Annotated in this window: 14 protein-coding genes, 1 tRNA gene and 1 rRNA gene; 11 read left to right on the plus strand and 5 right to left on the minus strand. The window is 46.3% G+C overall.

Annotated features, from left to right (window positions below):
* From NWE96_09400 to NWE96_09415, 4 genes are all read left to right on the plus strand, one after another.
* Positions 1-209 (plus strand): 23S ribosomal RNA (locus NWE96_09400); the annotation flags it as partial.
* A 1,452-nt stretch (positions 210-1,661) separates the two neighbouring features.
* Positions 1,662-2,795: a citrate synthase gene (locus NWE96_09405; protein ID MCW3984195.1), complete on the plus strand. Its 1,134-nt coding sequence runs from the start codon at positions 1,662-1,664 to the stop codon at positions 2,793-2,795.
* Between the two features lie 236 nt (positions 2,796-3,031).
* Positions 3,032-5,572, plus strand: coding sequence for a hypothetical protein (locus tag NWE96_09410; protein ID MCW3984196.1), 2,541 nt, complete (start codon positions 3,032-3,034; stop codon positions 5,570-5,572).
* A gap of 818 nt (positions 5,573-6,390) precedes the next feature.
* A complete protein-coding gene (locus NWE96_09415; protein MCW3984197.1) occupies positions 6,391-9,015 on the plus strand; it encodes a carboxypeptidase-like regulatory domain-containing protein in 2,625 nt (874 codons plus the stop codon).
* A gap of 180 nt (positions 9,016-9,195) precedes the next feature.
* Here NWE96_09415 and NWE96_09420 read toward each other — a convergent pair whose 3' ends face one another.
* The 3 genes from NWE96_09420 to NWE96_09430 all read right to left on the minus strand — a co-directional run bounded on the left by NWE96_09420 (position 9,196) and on the right by NWE96_09430 (position 11,296).
* Positions 9,196-9,441: a TRAM domain-containing protein gene (locus NWE96_09420; GenBank protein MCW3984198.1), complete on the minus strand. Its 246-nt coding sequence runs from the start codon at positions 9,439-9,441 to the stop codon at positions 9,196-9,198.
* A gap of 101 nt (positions 9,442-9,542) precedes the next feature.
* Positions 9,543-11,048 (minus strand): PAS domain-containing sensor histidine kinase, encoded by a 1,506-nt coding sequence (locus NWE96_09425; GenBank protein ID MCW3984199.1) that lies wholly within the window; start codon positions 11,046-11,048, stop codon positions 9,543-9,545.
* Positions 11,049-11,151: 103 nt separating this feature from the next.
* A tRNA-Arg gene (locus tag NWE96_09430) sits at positions 11,152-11,296 on the minus strand.
* 117 nt (positions 11,297-11,413) lie between these two features.
* Between NWE96_09430 and NWE96_09435 the strand changes: the two genes are divergently transcribed.
* Complete coding sequence (locus NWE96_09435; protein MCW3984200.1) at positions 11,414-12,097, plus strand: HEAT repeat domain-containing protein; 684 nt, start codon at positions 11,414-11,416, stop codon at positions 12,095-12,097.
* An 83-nt stretch (positions 12,098-12,180) separates the two neighbouring features.
* On the opposite strand, the gene NWE96_09440 is transcribed toward NWE96_09435, so the two are convergent.
* Positions 12,181-12,942, minus strand: a complete 762-nt coding sequence (locus tag NWE96_09440) for a peptidylprolyl isomerase (protein MCW3984201.1) — start codon at positions 12,940-12,942, stop codon at positions 12,181-12,183.
* 372 nt (positions 12,943-13,314) lie between these two features.
* On the opposite strand from NWE96_09440, the gene NWE96_09445 reads away from it, so the two are divergent.
* The 6 genes from NWE96_09445 to NWE96_09470 all read left to right on the plus strand — a co-directional run bounded on the left by NWE96_09445 (position 13,315) and on the right by NWE96_09470 (position 17,568).
* Complete coding sequence (locus tag NWE96_09445; GenBank protein ID MCW3984202.1) at positions 13,315-13,854, plus strand: flavodoxin domain-containing protein; 540 nt, start codon at positions 13,315-13,317, stop codon at positions 13,852-13,854.
* A gap of 90 nt (positions 13,855-13,944) precedes the next feature.
* Entirely contained in the window at positions 13,945-14,877 is a 933-nt protein-coding gene (locus NWE96_09450) for an EMC3/TMCO1 family protein (GenBank protein MCW3984203.1), read from the plus strand.
* A 25-nt stretch (positions 14,878-14,902) separates the two neighbouring features.
* Entirely contained in the window at positions 14,903-15,514 is a 612-nt protein-coding gene (locus NWE96_09455) for a cytidylate kinase family protein (protein ID MCW3984204.1), read from the plus strand.
* Positions 15,515-15,622: 108 nt separating this feature from the next.
* Complete coding sequence (locus tag NWE96_09460) at positions 15,623-16,021, plus strand: hypothetical protein (protein MCW3984205.1); 399 nt, start codon at positions 15,623-15,625, stop codon at positions 16,019-16,021.
* Entirely contained in the window at positions 16,011-17,327 is a 1,317-nt protein-coding gene (locus NWE96_09465; GenBank protein ID MCW3984206.1) for a glycosyltransferase family 2 protein, read from the plus strand. The genes NWE96_09460 and NWE96_09465 overlap by 11 nt, the downstream gene beginning before the upstream one ends.
* Positions 17,317-17,568, plus strand: a complete 252-nt coding sequence (locus NWE96_09470; protein ID MCW3984207.1) for a hypothetical protein — start codon at positions 17,317-17,319, stop codon at positions 17,566-17,568. Before NWE96_09465 ends, NWE96_09470 begins: the two co-directional genes overlap by 11 nt.
* Here the strand turns inward: NWE96_09470 and NWE96_09475 are convergent.
* Entirely contained in the window at positions 17,561-18,598 is a 1,038-nt protein-coding gene (locus NWE96_09475) for a radical SAM protein (GenBank protein ID MCW3984208.1), read from the minus strand. The two genes, NWE96_09470 and NWE96_09475, sit on opposite strands and share 8 nt — an antisense overlap.
* Positions 18,599-18,637: the final 39 nt, after the last annotated feature.

An 18,637-nucleotide genomic window follows, 5' to 3' on the forward strand; every position in this document is an offset into this window, starting at 1 on the left:
GATAAGGCAGTCGCCGGGCAGCCACGCCGTTGTGGATAAGAGCTGAAAGCATCTAAGCTCGAAGCCTCTCCCGAAAAGAGGCAGCCATTCCAGTTTCACTGGACGAAGGCTCCCATAAAAGATGGGTTTGATGGAGCCGGGGTGTAAGCTAGAAGACTTCGGTCGACTAGTTCAGCCTGCGGCCACCAATCGCCTGAGATGTCGAGTCAATGTAGTGTCTGAGCGATATTTGACTGAGACACATATTGCCTCAAAACGGTGTTTGTCGCTGTATATGTTTGGTCTGTGCATGGTTAACCGTTTGTTTGTTTATGTTCAATTTAGCGGCTAATGTTTTGTGGTTTAAAAGAGGAAATCCTGCCTCTTTATTTAAAGAACCACGCGACGTCTCAGGGCAGAGGTCCCCTCCCCTTATTTAAAGGCACAATATCGCCGTTTTGTTGCTCTGTCAATCCCCCCATTCTTTATATATAGAAATGCTAAAGGTGGCGTTTTTAGCTTCTTTTTTAGACGTGTTTGCCTTAGTGTGTTCCTTTCCGGTTGTTGTTTTTTTACATTTTTCAGTAATGCTGTATATACTCTGCAAGTTGCTGTCCTAAAGCCTCGGCTTAACCGCCATCTTTCATGGTTGAAAAAGCGAATGTAACAGGTGCCACACACACAGCCATATCACTGTTTTCATGCTTAATTGTGGGTGTAAGCCTCGAGAGGTTGCAGGACTCCGACATCTCCCCCAATGTGTGCCGTTAAGGGTTTAGCATTTTTCCCTTTTCTCCTGGGAGCCTGCAGCCTCCCATCCTCCAAACACACCGGTTTTAGTGCGCAATATTTCTGGTTAAGAAACATCCCTTATTTAAACGCTAAAAAACTTGAACATGGAGAGACATACAGGTTGCAGCAAGGCAAGAACCGTGATGGCATAGGTTTTGAAGCCATTTTGATAGCCTTGTTCTTTGTTTTCGGCTTTGTAGGCTTCGTTTGTGGCGGAGTGTGGTTGTACACCTCAATGGCTTGCTGGTGCGCAACGATTTTTGTGTGGTTCTTCGTTGGTCAACGGTGCAAAGGCAAATCTGAAAAGCACACTTAAATCGCGTTTTTTGGCGTTTAACAAAAGTGATAATAGAGTGTTTGTGCCTTTGCGGTTTTATGAGTCAACCTGTGCCTGTACCGAAAAGTGAAATAAAATTCTCCCTTGCGCTCATTGCTGTACTCGTTATTGTCGTGGCTGTGAGTTCTCTTCTGATGCTTACCCCGTATTGGTATCTATGGCCTGTCATACTCGGTGTTGTTCTGGTTTTGGTTGCCTATTTTTCTGCCTTAAAACACCTTTACCGTTGCCCGAATTGCGGTGAAGAATTTCGTATAAGTGCATTGCAGGACTTTTTTGCACCGCACGGCATCAGCAGAAACCCAGACGGCGAGTTACTAGAATGGAAACTCCTTAAATGCCCTTCCTGCAGCAAAAGAGAGAAGTGCTACCGCGTAAAAAATAACCCTTAACCCGCCTGTTTAACAGTTAGCTTTTTTTACTATCATAGCGTTCTAAGAGTAGAGAGCCCAGAAGGTAGCGCTGCCAGACCAAACTTGCAAATTTGGTCCTTGTGATCATTTTGGTAGCGGCAGAGTTGCCAATTTCTGCTTTTACAAGGGGAGAACACAAAATGATAAACAATGATGAGCGCGTAGTAGTTAGAGGTCTCAAAGATGTTGCCGCAGCCGAAACCAAAATCAGCTACGTAGACTTCAATGGGTACCTTTACTATGTAGGCTACAACATCGATGACCTAGTGGGACGAGTCATTTATGCAGAAATCGCATACCTGCTGATTCATAGGCGCCTTCCAAATAAGCAGGAACTAGAAAACTTCAAAAACGAATTAATCTCAGCCATGAAGTTACCCGATGCGGTGGTTGAAAGCATAAAAAAGACTCCGAAAACCTGTCATCCCATGGATATATTGCGCACCGAGGTTTCCCATTTAGGTGAATATGACCCAGAAGGTAGCGACTTCTCCCCTGAAGCTAACTACCGACGTGCAACACGGCTTGTTGCTCAGGTTCCTGTTATTGTGGCAACTATACATCGAAGTCGCCTAAACCAGCCTGTTCCTGAACCCAAGCAAGAGTTCGGGTTTGCCCAAAACTTCCTCTACATGTTCAAAGGCGCAGTTCCTGAAGAAAGCGAAACTAACGTGTTGCATCGATACATGACGCTTCATGCTGACCACGGCTTTAACGCTTCCACTTTTGCGGCTCGCGTAACCGCATCCACTAACTCAGACATGTACAGTGCAGTAACTTCTGCTATTGGTGCACTCAAAGGTCCCTTGCACGGTGGCGCAAGTGAGAAAGTTATGGATATGCTTGATGACATTAACCTAGAAGAAGAGGTGGAAGAATACATTAACGGGTTGTTGGGTGATCAGAAAAAAGTCATGGGTTTCGGTCACCGAATCTACCGGGCGCAGGATCCAAGGACCAAGCATCTTAGAGGTATGGTGGAGGATCTTTGCCACCGCGACAGAACCTTGAGTTTGTACAATAAATGCATAAAAATCGAAGACATAGTTTTTAAGCGCAAAAAAATCTACCCCAACGTCGATTTCTATGCTGCAGTCACCATGGACGCATTAGGCGTACCTAAAGAGTTCTTCACACCCTTCTTCGCCACAGCTAGGATATCTGGCTGGGTTGCGCATGTGATTGAGCAGTATGAAGATGCGGTTCTTCTACGTCCAGAATCAAAGTATATCGGCGAATTCAACAGGCCTTTTGTTCCAATCGAGAACCGATAAAGAATCGCGGTAATAGCCGTTCAGCTTTCTTTTTCTTTTTTTGTCATTTAGCGTTTGTCGAGTTTGATTACCAAATTTAGCTTGAAATCGTTTTTTAACTGTTGTAGTGGCTGTTAGGTCGGCGGTTTCTTGTGTGGGGTATAAATTTGGTATTAGTTGGGTAACATTTGGGTAAACGCTAATATTGATTTTCCATAACGGATTCGTTTACCAACATAAAAAGGAAATAAAAAGACATGAATCAAAAAATAGTTTCAATTTTGTTACTTGCAGTTCTAGCAATCGGAACAGTGGCATCTCTGCAATCAATCAACGTCGAAGCAGCAACATCGATGAAGACTTATGCAATCTCTGACGCAATTCCTAGCACCATAGGCTTAGGTGAAGAAACTCTCCTCAAATGCGGTATCACTGAAGCATTAGCCTCCGCATCTTACGGATGGACAGGAATAAAAATTGTCGTAACAAAACCTGATGGTAAAACCGAAACACTTGGCCCCTTCACAACTGACTCAACAGGCTCAACATACACACTCTACACACCAGACCAAGTCGGCAGATACAACATTACAACATACTTCCCAGAACAGGAAATGCCAGTCGATACCTACTCAAATGAAAGAGGCTCCTATGTTTACAAAGGAACAATTATGCTTGCAAGCGAGGCATCAAGCTACTTCATCGTAACCGAAGAAGCCTCAGCAACATACCCAGGTCATGCATTGCCCTCTGAATACTGGAGTCGCCCAATCGACGCACAACTACGTGAATGGTACAGCGTATCAGGCAACTGGCTTGCCCGACCCGACAACGGCTTAGCACTCTACAACGATGACGCACCAGACACGGCACACGTACTATGGGCTCAGCAATTGACCACCGGCGGATTAACTGGCGGCGTAACGGCAGATACCCTAGTTGCTTCTGAATCTGGTGATGCATACGAAGGCAGATTCACAAATTCAGTCATACTCAACGGAATATTATACTACAACACTCAAGGCTCAGGAACATACGGCACTGTCGGAACAAACCAAATCAGAGCAATTGACTTGCACACAGGCGAACCCTTAGACTGGTACATAAACAACACTTGGTTGTCCTTCGGTCAAGCACTATACTTCGACGGCTACAACGTTGACGGCGTATACACCTACTTATGGTCAGTATCTGGCACAACCTACACGGCATATGATCCTTTTGACGGCTCTTGGGTTTATACAATGACTAACGTGCCCTCAGGCGTAAGAACCTTCGGTCCACATGGTGAAATCCTCATTTACCAATACAACTATGCAAAAGGTTGGATAGCTCTTTGGAACTCAACAGAATGCGGTCTACAGAACGCAGCAGTCGGCACACCATACCATGGTAGCTGGGCTTCTAACGTAGGTCTAAGAACCTTCAACGCCTCTTTGCCTTCATGTTATTCATGGAACGTTACAATTCCAGAAGGCACAGTCGCTTCCGGCTCATACATCATTGCACACAAATTCTACACTGAAGACAGAGTTGTCGGTATACAATACAACCAAACAAAAGTACGTGTCTGGGCCCTTGACATCAGCGATCTAGACAAATCATCAACTGCCATAACTAGCTACATATTCGACAAATGGTGGGATGCACCAACCGAATGGTACAACGGAACAAACACTATCCACTATGTCGGCGCAACAAACTACGTTGAAGACGCTACATACGGCGAAGGCGTAATCGGACTCTGGTCAAAAGAATTAACAACCCATTACGGATTCAGCGTTAAAACAGGCAAATACCTCTGGGCAACTGAATCAGAAAACTACCTAGATGCATACGGTTGGGGTAACATGGAGCACACCTGGTACTATGCTTACGGCAAACTGTACTCAGTCGGTGTCGGCGGAATCCTATATGCCTATGACCTCTCGACAGGTAACACTGCATGGACCTACAACTTGACCGATGCTTATGGTGAACCCGTCACTGGCAACAACTGGTGGGGCTGGATTGCGCTAATTGCTGACGGCAAAGTCTATGTCGGCACCTTAGAGCACTCCGCTGAAAACCCGCTGCCAAGAGGCGGCCCATACGTCGCTGTTAACGCAACCGATGGAAGTGAAGTCTGGCGTGTTAACGGTATGTTCCGTTTAACTCGCTGGGGCGGAAACAGCGTCATCGGTGACAGCATCATCGCAACCATGGACACCTACGACCAACGCATATACGCAATCGGCAAAGGTCCAACACAGACCACAGTTGTTTCACCCACATCCTCAGTTGAATACGGCAAAACCATCATAATCCAAGGCAGAGTCACAGACATCTCTCCAGGCACATCTACCACCGCTATGCAGTTGCGGTTCCCCAACGGCGTTGCAGCAGTCTCTGACGACAGCCAAGGCGGATACATGCTCTATGTGTACAAGCAATTCGAATGCCCAACCAACACAACAGGCGTTCCACTATCTATTGACGTTGTAGATGCAAACGGCAACTACCGCCACATCGGCACAACCACCAGCGATGCAAGCGGAGCATACAGCTTCGCATGGCAACCTGACATCCCCGGACAATACACAGTCTACGTAACCTTCGCAGGCTCTAACGCGTACTACGGCTCCTACGCACAAACCGCCTACTACGTCGAAGAAGAACCCGCAGCAACAGCAACCCCCACACCCCAACCACAGTCAGCAGCTGACCTCTACTTCGTGCCACTCTCTGTTGGCATGATAGTAGCAATAATCGCCATCGGCGCGATTCTTGTAATGCTGCAACTCAAGAAACGACCATAAAGGTGCAAAAAATGCAAAAAACAAATTCCCCCTCTTTTCTTTGTTTGGATCTGGCTTTAGAAGCTGGGGCTGAGTGGGCTTCTGGGTTTAAAATTACGAAGTTGCGATCGTGGTTTTCATTTTTCTTTTCTCCTTAAAGAAAACTGACCCAGAGCCTCAGCAAACCCATATTCTTTGTTAGGCTTTTAAATTTTGTTATAGAACAAGATGCCTGCTTTTTTGTCTTTCATCGTTGGGTGTTGCTTTATTGTGTGTTTTCGTTATTTTAGGTATTCAAAATGAATGCTGTGGTTAAAATTATGGGAAAGAGAGTTGTTGTTTATTTTATCAGGAATAGGTAGCATATGTAGGAGCCGACGGTGAAAACTACGCATACTCCGATTGCGGCTAATATGGCTTTTATTGAGTCACATACATGCATTTTTCCATCTCCATTTTGTTGAGATTGGTATCGTGTGAAATAATATAAGCAAAATTTCTTTTCCATACTTATATCAAAAATCGAAACTATGCCAAGCTCGGTATATGCCAACTATTTTTTGTGATAAAACAATTCCTCATTGAATGTTGTAGAGAAAGAATATGTGGTTTTGTCTTTATTTAGATACATCTTTTTGATTACTGCATACGAATTAGTAAATTAAATGAAATATAGAAAAAAATTTAGATTTTTTACTTTTTTACTGGTTATTTTTGATTATTTGTCGGATTCTGAAAAACCTTATATAGTAAAACCAAAAGACCCCTACTTCGATTCGCCAAAATCGGTGAATCTTAAGGAGAAAGAATATTTGAATTATACCCACAAACTAGCAATTTTGTTAATAGCAATATTTGTCGCTTCAATCGTAACCTCGATACCCATACTAAACATAAACGTCCAAGCAGCAACAACAATGAAAACCTACCCAATTGTCGACGCCATACCCAACCCAGTCGCAGTCGGCCAAGAAACCCTACTCAAAGCAGGCATCTCCGAAGCCCTCCCCTCCGCATCATACGGGTGGACAGGCATCACCATCACCGTTAAAAAACCAGACGGCACAACAACCACCCTGGGACCCCTAACCACTGACTCAACAGGTTCAACATACGCAACATACGTACCTGACCAAGTAGGCAACTACACCGTAACAACCAACTTCCCCAACCAAACCTACCCAATAACCTATACGCCCTCCGGAAGAACTCAACCCATCCAAGCAGGCACCATAATGCTAGCAAGCAGCAAATCCATGACCCTAGAAGTAGTCGAAGAACTCTCCATACCCTTCTATCCAGGACACGCGTTACCAACCGAATACTGGAGCCGACCCATCGACCCACAACTCAGAGAATGGTACAGCATCTCCGGCAACTGGGTAGAACGACCCTTCAACTCAGTGGTACAATTCCAAGACGATGCACCAGAAACGCCCCACATCCTTTGGGCTACCCCCTATGAACAAGGCGGCATATCAGGCGGCTTATACGACGGCGAAAACAACATAATCGCAGACATGTACGGCGGCGACGCATACGAAGGCAGATTCGCAAACGCAGTAGTCATCAACGGCGTACTATACTACAACACCCAACCAAACGGCTTATACGCGCAAGTAAGCATACCTGGAATTCAAGCAATCGACCTCCACACAGGCGAGAAACTTTGGTTCCTAAACAACACCTTCCTGTCATTTGGTCAAACGATGTTCTACCCAAGCTACAACGTAAACGGCGTCTGGAACTACCTCTGGTCAGTAAATGGCAACAACTACACCGCATACAGCACAAACGATGGCTCATTCCAGTTCATGTTCTACAACGTACCCACAGGCACAAGAATCTGGGGACCAAACGGTGAAATCCTCATCTACCAAATCAACTACGCCGCAGGCTGGATGGCACTTTGGAACTCAACCCTTGCAGGCCTACAAAACGCGGTCATGGGTCAACCCACCTATGGCAGCTGGTCTTTCGGTACCTTAGGCATGGATGCAAACGGTAGAGGCTCACGCGACGTCGGCGGTCCAACAAACCCAACTAACGCCATAGGTCAGCAGATAAACTCAGCTTTCCCAGTGACTAGATGCCTCAACGGTTCACTAGCCAAATGCTACTCATGGAACGTAACCATACCCAAAACCTTAGCCGCAAACTCTCTTAGGGCCTATGAAGGCGACAGAATCGTCGGTATTGCCTTCAACCAGACCATGGTGCGTGTCTGGGCTTTGCCACTCAATGGAATAACCGCAACAAGAAACGCATCCATAAGTTCAGGCTCAATATCGCCCATATTCGATAAGACCTGGACTCCGCCGTCTGAATGGCTCGAAGGATCAAACATACTATACTACACAGGCGCATCAAACTACGTTAAAGACCCCATCTACGGCAACGGTGTCATCGCAGTATGGTCAAAAGAATTAACAACCCACTACGGCTTCAGCCTCGTCGACGGATCTTACCTTTGGGCTACCGAACCTGAGCACTATCTTGACTTATACGGCGCAGGAGCAGGAGAACATACTTGGTACTTCGCTTACGGCAAACTCTACTCAGTTGGCCTCGCAGGCATACTCTACGCGTACAACCTCCAAACAGGTAAAACCGATTGGACATACACACTCAAAGACCCCTACACTGAGCCCGTTACTGGTGAGAACTGGTGGGGCTGGATTAGTCACATCGCTGCAGGCAAAGTCTACATCGGCACACTAGAACACTCAGCTAACAGTCCAATGCCCAGAGGCGGACCTTATGCTTGTGTTAACGCAACCGACGGTAGCGAAATCTTCCGTGTAAACGGTATGATGCGTTTGACTCGTTGGGGTGGTAACCCTGTTATGGGTGACAGCATCATCGCAGGCTACGATACATATGACCTACAAATCTACGCAATGGGTAAAGGCCCAAGCAAAATCACTGTCTCCGCTCCAAACCTCGGAGCCGCACAAGGACAAAGCGTACTCATCTCAGGCCGCGTAACCGACATATCACCGGGCACCACGGACCCACGCATTGCAATGCGGTTCCCCAATGGTGTTGCAGCTGTATCTGATGCAAGCCAAGGCCAATATATGCTCTACGTCTACAAGCAGTTTGAATGCCCAACCGACGCCACAGGTGTCCCAGTTTCCCTTGCAGTTATCGACGCTAACGGTAACTATCGTGAGATTGGCACTACTACAAGTGATGTTACTGGCTTCTACAGTTTCAGCTGGATGCCCGATATTCCAGGCAAGTACACTGTAATTGCAACCTTCGCTGGCTCTAAAGCATACTACGGCTCATACGACCAAGCAGCCTTCGTCGTAGACGAAGCACATGCAACTGCTCCTCCGCAGGCAACACCTGAACCCTCAGCAGCAGACCTCTACTTCGTACCTGGCATAGCAGGCGTAATCATAACCATCATCGCAGTCGGCGTAGCCATAATACTGCTACAAAGAAAACGCCCATAAAGCGAATACAGACACAAATCCCTCTTTTCCTTTTTTTGTTTAATTAGCCAATTCTTTTCCCGAAAGCGGATTCGAAAATTCTGCCTTTCGATAAAAACCAAATCTATTTCAAAAATGCCTAAAAAAATCAAAAAAGTGTGCTTGTTGTGTGGTTTCGGCTGGTTTGATCTATAGTGACTTTTACTGAATTATCTGACCAGTGGCGGTTTTCTTGTCAACTTGGACTTGTGTAACCCTAATTTTTACACGCTCTCTTGGCTTAGCCTTCGGCACAACAATAACGTAGCCTCGAATTCTTGACATCCCATCCCCGCTTGGGCACCTGTCGATTATGTTGACTTCTAATTCGTCTCCTACCTCGACAGGGGCAGGTTGACCAGCGTAATTTATCTTGTATTTTCCGCCTCTTACTCTTCTATGAACCATTGAGAAACCTGCTTTGGTTTATTTGATTTTGATGTTTAAAATCTTTCGAATGCTAATTTGTAAGTTTTGCTTGTAGCCGAAGGACTTGAAATTTCTGTGTTTTAATATCCGCGGTCTTTTTTGAAGGGGGTTAAGATTGTAACATTTGAAATCTCGTTAGGTATTGTCATAACAAAACGCACCCCTTGCCCACACATCCCCCGCTCCTGAACCGACCACCCATACAAGTCGCATATGCGGCGAATTAGCCAAAGCCCATACCCTGTCCCTTTGGTGGTTACACCCTTCTCAAAGAGCCTGTTTTTAATTTGGGTATCAATCCCGTTTCCGTTGTCCTCGTAGACGAGTTCGGTTGCACCTTCCGCGTTGACCTGTGCGTATACTTTAATTTCGGTGATTTTCGGCGGCCCATACTTGAGGGAGTTGTCAATCATGTTGTGGAACAGTTCAAGCAGCATCGAGTTAGCGGTGACGTTAACTTCTTCGCATTCGTTAATCACTGTGACGCCTTTGAGGTCCACAAACAACGACACAGCCTCGTCAACCATTTTGCCGACGTTTACCGACGTTAATTCTTCTGTGCCTAGTAACTCGTAGGTTTTGGCGAATTCGAGTAATCTGGCTATATTTTTGCTGATGGCTTCAATGTCTCTGAGGCAGTTGAGGACTTCAGGGTTGTCTTTTGAGCGATTCTTAGCTAAATATGCCTTGAACGTTAAGGCAGTGAGCTTGTTTCGTATGTCATGTCTGGTTAAACCGCTGGTAACGCATAACTGTTCATTTTGCACTCTGGTTTTTTCCAATGACAAATTCTGTTCCTCAAGCAGTATGTTTAGTTCTTCTCGGGCAGCCATGACCTCTGTGATGTCTTGAAAAATCAAAACATATCCAGTGACGTTTCCATCTACTGAGGTGGCTGCACCATACAGGGACACGTTGATTTCTTGCTGGTCTGGTCTTTGACGTTTGGTTTGGCATGCCACGTGCCCTGATAGGAGTTGCTGTTTTATCTGAATATTTTCTGCCATGAAGTTTTTGGGTGTGAACATGTTTATGGCGTCTTGACCTTTTATGGCGGCGGCGGAGCAACCGAATAAGCGCGTAAAACTCGGATTAACCTCTATTACGCGGAAGTTCTTGTCACATATGGCGATGGCTTGAGGGTTTTCAGAAAACAAAATCGTGTATTCACGTGATTTTTCTTGGGCTCGCTTTGTCTTGGTAAGGTCAACTATGCTTTCAACAATGTATTCCTCACCTGACACGCTGACTTTTTTGGCGAGTCTAAGAATCGGAATTTGTCTGCCGTTGTTTCGGGAGATAACTTGCTCTTCTTCGGACACTATCTGATTCCAATCTATAATTGGGCATTGACCTATTGGGGCGCAACATATTGCCGTTTGGCAAATTGTCCCGACTAGTTGTTCCCTTGTGGCGTTAAACAATTCTAAGGCGGCTTTATTGGCGGTGACGATCCTGCGCGTTGCAACCTTAATGACTATCACTCCTACGGCTCCGTTTTCATAGACTTCTCTTAGTAAACCTGTGTTTTCAAGCAGGTCATCTTTGCAGGGAGAATTCGGGTTCTGTGAGGTTGACGTAGCCATTGTTTTCACTGGTGAATGGTGTTGGGCGTGATTGAATTGGAAGTTAGGTGGGTAAATTGTTTGTGAACGCAGAATCTATCTCTAAAAAGTGTATTTTGGAGTATGGCGGGCGGGGAGGGATTTGAACCCTCGACCCCCAACTTAGGAGGCTGGTGCTCTATCCAGCCCAAGCCAGAAAATCCGAGTACCCCCCACTTGTGGAGACACAAAGGAAAGCGGCTTGAGTATCCGTACTGAGCTACTCGCCCACACCGAATGCAACTCATAAAGTCACTTAAATATACAAACCCTTCTGAAAAGCAATAAGCTAACCTCCCGTTTAGAAAGCTTAAAGCTAAGCCTCAACAACAGAACATTTGAAGAGAATGAATTCCCACATCCCAAAAACCCCTTCTGGGCAACCAAACAAACTACCTCAAACAGGTCAACCCAGTTCAGCCACCCCGCTTGAGCGATTCAAAAAGAGCATGGTTTTGGATTTTGATAAGTGGCATGACGGCATCGGATACGACTTAGACGCAATAAGGTCGGCTTCCCCAACGGAACGCGAGGCAATTGAGCAGATGCTGATCAGTCATAGTCCGCGTGACTGGCGAGACATCGAAGCCCTCGCCGAGCTGAACACGGAACGCGCCCGCCAAGCCATCAAGGAGGCGATAAGCGACCCCAACCCAGACGTTCGAGTTGCGGTAACAAGGTATGCTCCCGACTTGGTAACCGACCGAGAGCGGACCCGCTCAATCGTGGATGGCTTGCAGAACGCGGAACTCTTCGGGGGCCTCTCCCAAGTGCTCGACGACGTAGCGGAATATCATCCCCAAGAAGTTAAAGAAGCACTCATCACTGGTTTGCTGAAACGGAAGGGCGACGTGGCGGTTCTGTTTGCTGCGATGCTCTTCTACATTTTCGGCAAAGCAGACGAACCCTTTGACATGGCGCAGCGACCTTTCTTTTTGCGCTTCAACACCGAGGACAGGGCTGAGCGGGAGGCTGTTTTTCGCGAGTTGTGCGAGAAATTGGGCATCAAAGCCGAGAAATATCTGCAATAACTCTGAAGTTTTATGGGAAAAGTGCTTGCTGGAGACAAAAGTAGTGGTGCGTTTAAAAATGGATAAAAAGATGAGAGAAGCGCTTACTGTTGCGCTTGGGTCTTCTCTTCTTCTTTAGCTGGAGCCTTTTCCTCTGCAGGCGCGGCTGGTTGCGGTTTAGGTTCAGCTTTGAAGGTTTCCACAAACTTGGTTTCTGCGATGTCTGGCAGGAACTTTTGGATGTCCATGGCGATGCCGCGTTTCGCGATTTGGATGCCTTCAACGTAGAAGGTGTCTTCTGGCATGTCGATGGTTAAGTTTTTGTCTTTAACGGTGATTTTGAATTTATCTTGCTCAACTACTGGGACACGGCGGTGGATGAGGGCGCTGATTTTTTCTTCCTGTGCGTCAAGTTTCTTTGTAACTGTAAAGTCATAGATTAGGGTTCTGCCAGCCAATGGAGGATTGAAATCCAAAAGCACACGTCCTGCACCGATGGAGCGGATGGTTGCCATTTTACCTTGGAATTCGATGCGTGCACCAACGACGGGGTTGATTTCTTTAGCGTAGAGTTGCTTGATTGGGACGCGGCGGATTTTTTCTGGGTCACGTGGACCGAATGCTTTGTCGCTGGGGATTTCTATGGTTGTGGCTTTGGCGACTTCTGCTTCGAGCAGAGAGTCGTCGAGGGCTTTTAGCACCCAACCTTCGCCGACAACGACGAGTTTAGGTTCATAGATTTCTCCTTGTTTGTGGAGGTGCTCTTTTTTGGCGACTTCTTCTTGTGTGGTGTCGAAAACTTCGTTTGTTTCTTTAACTTTAGCGACATAATCGATTAGTATGAAATCTCCTTTTTGTAGGGTCATCTTGAAATCTTCCTTTGTATATTCGGGGAAGGTAGAGCTTCAAAGGAGCATAAAAACTTTTATCCCTAACCGTGGAATTTGAGCCGTTTTTGGGCGGTTACTGCTTGTTTTATCTGTTTTTATGGGTTTGTTTCCGCCTTTTTCTGCAGTGGTGGGTGCAGTTGAGGTTTTTCTTTAGGCCCCCTTTTTAGCGTCGCATACGAAACCCTAACCGCATGGGCTGCTGCTCTGCAGTCCCTCTCCCCTCCCTTATATATGCGGGACTTGCTTTAGGAGCGGGGAACCTTCAGTTTTACTCCCAAAATTGCCCATCGATGACACAATCAATAAAAGCCGCTTTTTGTGGTTTACTTCCTCAAATTGGTGCTAACCTTGAAGGCTCTCGTCGTTTATGGTACACGCTGGGGCGGCACAGTTGACGTCGCCCAAACCATCGCCAAAGCATTAACGCAGGAAGGCTTCTCAGTGGACGTTGTGGACGCCAAACAGAACCCGCAAAACATCGACGGTTACGACTTAATTTTAGTCGGAAGTGGACTGCGGGCGGATAAGTGGACTAAAGAGGCGCAAAGTTTTCTGGAAACCAACGCCCCCACGCTTAGGACCAAGAAAACCGCGTTGTTTGTAAGTTGCTCTATGGCTGACCGAAAAGATGCGGGCTACGAGGTGGGCAAAAAACGTTACCTCACCGATATCGCTGCGCAATACGGTTTGACACCGATCTCTTTGGGTTACTTCGGTGGGTTGATGGATTTCAGTTACAGCCACGGTTTACTCGTTGACATCATAGTGCGGGTTAATCGGCGGAATCTGCGCAAGAACGGTTTAGACACAGCCAAAGTCCATGACACCCGCGATTGGGCAGCCATCGAAACATGGGGCAGAGAAACCGCCAAGCTCGCTTTAGGGTGAGTTATGGTTAGGCTTTAATTATGTGAAAATAGTTATTAACAAGAAACATGTACGCATAGCATACAATAACTTAACCCTGAGGAAAGTAACATGAACACCAGCAAAAAACTATCACTTCTAACATTGGTCACTTTACTGGCGCTTTCCATGTTTGGCTTATTCGCCAACCCAGCAACCGCCGCCGCACAATTCACAACCTCCATAACGGCCACCAACCCCACAGTCGGCGAATCAGCCACCTACACCTTCACTGTGACCAACACGGGCACCATAAACATAGCTGCCATAAATGTGACTGTGCCGCTGGGTTATGTTGATGTGGAAAATGTGGCGTTGACTCAGCAACCCCCCGCTCAGACATGGGCTATAAGCTACAGTTCCCCAGAAGAATCCAACTCTGGAGTAATAATGCTTGTTAACCAAACAGGCGGGGGCTTAGCCAATGGACAAACTATCCAGTTTACGTTTAACGCCGTCAACGCTCAGGTAGCAGGAAACTATGTCTGGAGCACTAAAGCCTTTACCTCAGGCGATTCGTCCCCTTCAACTGTGGACACATCTTACACTCTTCTTATTACTTCACTGTTGCCTGCTCTTGCGATTTTAGGTATCGCCGCAGGTATTGCCTTCCTGAACAGTGGCATTAACAGAGTTTTAATCAACTACTTTATCGGCTGGGAACAATATCGCGTTATGCAAAAAGAGATGGCGGAGTTCCGCGCCGAAAGCATGGCTGCCGCACGGTCAGGCGACAAAAAGCAAATGGAGAAAATCAAGAAAAGGCAGTCTCAAATTAACAATATGCAGGCAAAAATGATGAAACCACAAATGCTACAAATCGGCATCTCCTTCGTTTACTTAATCGTATGGTTCATCGTTTTGATTCCCACTTTCCAGAGCAAAAGTATGGCTTACCTCCCCGGAGTAGGCCCAATCCCAGTTGCATGGCTATACCCCATATTCTCAATATTCCTCGGGCTGTTAGCTTCCAGAATAATCGGTATAATGCCCATAGATCAATAAACTCATAAAACTGGATGACAAAGCAATGCCTAAACCCACCCAAACCTCGCCACCAACCAAAACAACGGTAATCTGCATCTCAGGTATGGCTGGGACAGGCAAAAGCACTCTTTCTAAAAAACTTGCAGAAAAATACGGGCTCCGCTACTACTCGGGCGGAGATGCCTTAAAAGAACTCGCCAAACAGGAAGGCTACGACACAACCGTTGAGGGTTGGTGGGAAAGCCCCGTTGGCCTCAAGTTCTTACAGGAAAGAGTCAACGACCCCAAGTTCGACAAGGCGGTTGACGATAAACTCTTGGAGTACGCTAAGCAGGGCAATGTGCTTTTGGATAGTTGGACTATGCCTTGGCTGCTCAAAGGCGGCTTCAAAATCTGGCTGGAAGCCTCTTTCGAGAAGCGGGCCACACGTGTTGCTCAAAGGGACAAAATGACAAAAACCGAAGCCATTCAAGTGTTGCAGGAAAAAGAGGGGCGAACAAAAGCCATCTATAAAGCACTCTACGGGTTCACTTTGGGCGAAGACTTGTCGCCGTTTGATTTTGTTTTAGATACAGATAATTTGAATGCTTCTGAAGTGTTTGAGGTTCTTTGTCGTGTTTTAGAAAACGTTGTTCTCTGTAACCCAGAGAATTGATTTTGAAATAGAACTATCTTATATAGAAGTGTTCCAGACGTTTTAAAAACCAAACTGGTAGAAAAGCGTTTTTCCCGGATCGAATTGGGGTTAAGGGGAGAGGAGAGAGTGGATATCATCAAACGGTTAGTTATGATTCTAATGTTAGAATTGACTGCTTTGAGTGTGCTTGTTACCTACTGTTGGGTTGATGTCCAATCAGGCGCAATACTGACAATATTCAACATCTTATTTTTTTCGTTGTTCTCTCAATTAAAAGGTGACCTCTGCCTAAAACTTTCACTCTTAGTAGTAGGCAACGTCTTCGGTTTGATCTGGAGTTACAGTTTCCACATGCTATTTCTCTATGCCAGAACATACGAGGTAGCTTCAACAACCACATTACACACAATCTACACCATTTTGTACCCGTTGCTGAACGCTTTTTGGGTTATCGCGTTTTGGTCTCTAAGTTCCACCGCTTTGCATAGTGCTAGAAACCTGCGCTGGGTGACCTATGTTGATTGAAGTTGTTGAGTTTTTGTTTGTTTTTTTGCTTGCTATTCTGGTGGCTTACCTTGTGAGACACAACATATTCACTTTCACGGTTCTGCGCAATGCTAACAGCACTAAAAAAACCGAAAGCACACCCGTTGCAAAGTTTGAGCCTACAGTAAGCATCCTCATCCCTGCAAGAAACGAAGAAAACGTCATCGGACGACTACTACGGCGACTAACCGAGTTAACTTACCCCAAAAAGAAACTGCAGGTGATAGTCATAAACGACGCTTCAACCGACCAAACCGGAAAAATAGCCAGCGACTTCCACAAAAAATATCCATACATAGAAGTCATCCACCGCGACAAAAAAAGCGGAGGCAAAGGAAAATCCGCCGCCATGAACCACGGGTTTAGCAAGGCAACAGGAGAAATCATCCTCTGCTTCGACGCCGACTATTACCCTCAACAAGACATAGTGGAACGGCTCACGGCTCCTTTCGTTGACCCTAAAGTTGGGGGCGTGCAGGGTAGAGTCGTGGTTTTGAATGAGCCGCAAAACATGATTACCCGTCTGATAGCGTTGGAGCGTGTGGGCGGCTACCGTGTTGATCAAGAGGCAAGAGACAACTTGGGCTTAATAGTGCAGTTTGGGGGGACAGTGGGTGGTTTTCGGCGTAGTGTGCTTGAAGCTTTGCATGGCTGGGACGAAAGCATGCTCTCAGAAGACACTGACCTCACTTTGCGCACTTACCTTGCAGGCTATAAAATAAAGTATGAAGTCACTGCCGAATGCTACGAGGAAGCGGTGGATAACTGGGGGGCTTATTGGAAGCAGAGGTACCGTTGGGCTAAAGGTCACATGCAATGTTTCTACAAGCACATCTGGAAGCTTTTGGCAACAAACAAATTGACCTTTATACAGAAAGTAGATGGGCTGCTTCTGTTAAGTGTCTACTTCTTGCCAACTATCGTTTTGTTTTCTTTCATACTTGGTTTGTTTTTGCTTTTGCAGTTGCCTGCTGAGGGTTACGGGTTAGCTTTTATAGGTCTGGTTCCTGTTTCCTGCTACAGTTTTGTCGGCAACTTTGCCCCGTTTTTTGAAGTCGGCGTCGGATTATATTTAGACGGCCGAAAAAGGAGTCAATGGCTTCTCCCACTCTCGATTCTAACGTTTGGTTTTAATCTGTCAATTTGTGGTCTGGCATATTTGAATGTGACAATGGATAAAATTAGGCGCAAGAAAAAACATTCGTGGGCTAAAACCGTTCACTCTGGTAGCGGAGACCACTACGTTAACCGATTAATAACGGTAGGCGAACAACTTGAGCAGTGATATCAATGTTATACAAATGTTTGTGGCGGGGTTAGCTGCTTTTTCGTTGATGTTTTTGCCCTCGCTGGTGGAGCTTATGTACCCTAAAGATGCTGGTCCAAGAGTGATATGTGGAGGCAGCGAAATCGTAAACCTGATGCACCTCGCGAGTTTGGAGGAAAACTATCGCTTAGACAGCTTAGAGCAGAAAAAACTTTCTGGCGCATTGGGGTTCCTTCCGAATCTGGAGCAGTTTATTTGAAGAGGTACTTGGCGTTTCTCCACTGGTCACCGACAAGCGAGACGAGTCCTTTGGGGCTGCCATACATAGAGTAAGCCACATAGCAGAGGTAGTTGCACTGCGTGCAGTCATGGTACATTTTTCGCAGTTCCTTAAACTCTTGGCTCTTCCACTTTTTGGGCAAATCGAAAATTGAACCTGCAAAGTTGTGGTTGTGGCACCCGGAGATGCGACCTAAATGGTCAACGACTAAGAAGAGGTTTAGGGCTTGGCATTTCCAAGTGCGTTCCTCTTTTTCCATATAGAGACTCCGCAGAGCCCTAAGCAAGCCTTTTGTCATGAGTATGTTTTTGTTGGTTTTCATCATAACCATGATTTCATCGCAGAGGTTCACCATGGCTTGTTTGTCTGTTATGACGAATTCATCGTTGGCTTTACCTATCCGGAAAAGTTGTTTATCATCTACTGAAGTGTCATAGGAGTAGAGACAGTACCAAACTGGGATGCCCTTTGCTGTAAAATGCTTAGTTATATCCACGATTTCGTAGAGGTTCTTCTGTGAAATGGTAGGAGTAACGGCGACTCTGATGCCCTCTTTCTGCAAGGTCTCAACCGCATGCAACGCATTCTTCAACGCTCCGGGCACAGCTTTGATGGCGTCGTTCTTTGCTGCGTCCAAGCTGTCGATTGATATCGCAACAAAATCCACTTTGCGCAACGCATCAAGCTTCTTTGCCGCCATACTGCCGTTATCGTAGACTGTTGTGACGAAGCGGTCGGCTGCGTAATCGAGAATTTCAGCAATGTCAGGACGCAGCAGGGGGTCTCCGCCAGAGATGACCAACTCCACGATCCCGGCTTCTTTTAGGATGTCGAGGCCTTTTTTGATTTCTTCAGTGGAAAGCTCGTTTTCGTCCTGCTCTTTCCAGACGTTGCAGCCTACACAACGGTAGTTGCATTTTCTTGTGATAAGCCACTGCGCGTGGTGGGGTTTGCCGGGAGTCATTGAACGTCGTGCTATGGATGCTGCTTTTTTCCAACCTGAAGTCAAACTGTTCGTCACGTGCCGCTAATTATGCTTAGAAGTATT

This window comes from Candidatus Bathyarchaeota archaeon, from assembly GCA_026014685.1.
In the GTDB taxonomy this organism is placed as follows: domain Archaea; phylum Thermoproteota; class Bathyarchaeia; order Bathyarchaeales; family Bathycorpusculaceae; genus Bathycorpusculum.